Raw genomic sequence first — 2242 nt, 5'->3', positions numbered from 1 at the left:
TGTACAATCTTCGATTTCATACTGAATTACACGAACAAGATCTTGGTCTACAGGAGTTTATTAATAGTAGAACGATAACTACTAATACTGATTGGCTGTTTCAGTATGAGAAACCACAACATCTAAAGAGAATTATATGGTTTAATTCTACATCACCTGAAGACATAATGGGGACTTTGGAGAAAACTGATTGGTGGTTCTCATGTGTAATAACAGATAGCGAGAAAAATCCAGCTGATTACAACTATTTCCTAGAATATACAGAAGAGCATGGATTAAATGATGGGGATTTTGATGGGATGGTACTCTTAATAAGGACATATAATCATGATTGTTTTACTAAAAAGGTAGTTCCAAAATTGAAGAACTTATTTAATAACCAGTTAGAAATAATAGTTTAAAGTTCGCGATTGTTAATCCTAAGTAGACACCAGCATCAGATAACAACGTATCTACGCTGCGGGCTTTACCCTTGGTTCGTAAGAAGTGAAGAGGAGCAGATCATCGAACAACCCTGCGAGGCTAAGTCCGTCGGATCCGGTCGCGTTCGCTTCCTTAAGCCTTTCGGTTTCGTAGATACAATAACGTTAGGCGGCAGATCAATGTGGAAAGTTTATATATAAGATTCTTTGAAAAACGATAATACAAATTCAATAGGTGACTTCACTATCGAATTAACGGCTCTAACTAAGGAGACATAAATGAAAAACTGTTGGAATTATAGAGTAATAAAGAAAAAATGGAGTGAGGAATTGTATTCTTACGAAGTCTGTGAAGTATATTATGAAAATGATAGACCAACTTCATGGATTTGGGGCAAGAATGTCCTAAGTGGGGGAAACGAAGAAGATCTAAAAAGTAATTTGAATTTTGTTCTGAAAGCATTTGAAAAACCAGTACTTGAAATAATAGGTGATGATGAAAGCCTTCGAGAAGTAAAAAGCGATGAGGATTAAAAGAGAAGTGTTTTTTGGTAACTCAGAGATCCGTCGCCTAACACATTATCTACGCTGCGGACTATGCCCTTGGTCCGCAAAATAAGGTCAGCAGAGAAGCGGAATCAGCTCACAGCCCTGCGAGGTTAAGTCCGTCGTTATCCGGGGAATTCGCCCCTTAAGCCAGTGAGGGTCGTGAATACAAAGACGTTATCTGAAATCACCGAAACATGTAAATATACTCTAGTAGGTGAATCCATTGAAGATAAATCAAGAACAGATTATTGACTTGCTAATACAGGCTTGCCCCTCATATAGAAGTAGAGCGCAGCAATACTTCAAAGAGAATTACGAACCAGGTGATGAACGACTATATTATTTAGAAGCATCTGACTTTAATCATTTTATTATTGATCTATATATAGATAAGAGGACAGAGGATTTTAATAGAATCTTTGATGTGATTGAAGAGTTACATATCAATGGAGATGATTATGTAAAAGAATTAGCTACCATAGGATTCTTAGAAAGTCTTCAACACCATTTAGACCACGAGAATATAGACTATAAGAGCTTTGAAACCTATTTAAAACAAGAATCACTGAAATGGTGGAAACACTTAATTGATTTCTGGAATGGGAATACAGAATATGTTGGAGGTCCACTAAAAGAAAAATAGAGCTTGAGGTTAATTCAAAGAAGTCGGTGACATCAGCTAACACCGTATTCACACTGCGAGGCTAAGTTCGTCGTACCCGGCGCGTTATGTGAAATTCCCAAAATACAAAAAAATTAAGAATAAATAAAAGCGAGAAAGCGAGGATGATGAACATGGGAGCTTGGGGTTATGGAATTCTTGAAAATGATACTGTTTTAGATTGGGTAGAGGATCTTTTAGAAACACAAGATTTAAGTTTAATTACTGAATCAATTGAAATGGTGCTTGATGATAGTGAAATAGAATCATATACTGCAGAAATTGCACTTGGAGCGATAGAAATACTTGCTGCCTTGCAAGATAGACCAGGAAATGAAGAATATGATGAAGAACTTGAAAACTGGATAAACCGTCATAAAGGCCAAGGCAAAGAATTATTAGTACATTCTCAAAAAGCATTAGGGAAAATCTTAGATGAATCAGAATTAAGAGAATTAAGGGAAGGATCCGAAAAATTTGAGGAATGGGTAAAGATTATCAAAGAATTAGAAGGGAGATTAATGTTAGGTTGATTCAAAATGTCGGAAACTTCACATAACACCGTATCTACGCTGTGGGCTACTAGATCGGCTACACTTAGTTGGACAGA

3 protein-coding genes and 1 pseudogene are annotated in these 2242 nt (G+C 36.4%); all 4 read left to right on the top strand.

All coding sequences use genetic code 11. From position 1 onward, the window contains the following. A pseudogene (locus tag BBG47_RS30495) lies at positions 1 to 401 on the top strand (hypothetical protein); the annotation flags it as partial. Between the two features lie 300 nt (positions 402 to 701). Further along, on the top strand, positions 702 to 956 hold the full coding sequence (locus BBG47_RS27720) for a hypothetical protein (protein ID WP_065294429.1): 255 nt from the start codon (positions 702 to 704) through the stop codon (positions 954 to 956). A 238-nt stretch (positions 957 to 1194) separates the two neighbouring features. Then, entirely contained in the window at positions 1195 to 1614 is a 420-nt protein-coding gene (locus BBG47_RS27715) for a DUF7674 family protein (RefSeq protein ID WP_175400659.1), read from the top strand. 152 nt (positions 1615 to 1766) lie between these two features. Next, positions 1767 to 2165 (top strand): DUF4259 domain-containing protein, encoded by a 399-nt coding sequence (locus BBG47_RS27710; RefSeq protein WP_065294428.1) that lies wholly within the window; start codon positions 1767 to 1769, stop codon positions 2163 to 2165. Positions 2166 to 2242 lie beyond the last annotated feature (77 nt).

Origin of the sequence: Paenibacillus sp. KS1 (assembly GCF_001680695.1) — a bacterium.
GTDB lineage: Bacteria > Bacillota > Bacilli > Paenibacillales > Paenibacillaceae > Paenibacillus_B > Paenibacillus_B suaedae.
The sequence above is the reverse complement of the archived record's forward strand: the minus strand, read 5'-3'. Positions and strand labels throughout refer to the sequence as shown.

Coding starts and splice junctions, on each gene's coding strand:
- BBG47_RS27720 (WP_065294429.1), top strand. CDS start 702: ATGAAAAACTGTTGGAATTATAGAGTAATAAAGAAAAAATGGAGTGAG.
- BBG47_RS27710 (WP_065294428.1), top strand. CDS start 1,767: ATGGGAGCTTGGGGTTATGGAATTCTTGAAAATGATACTGTTTTAGAT.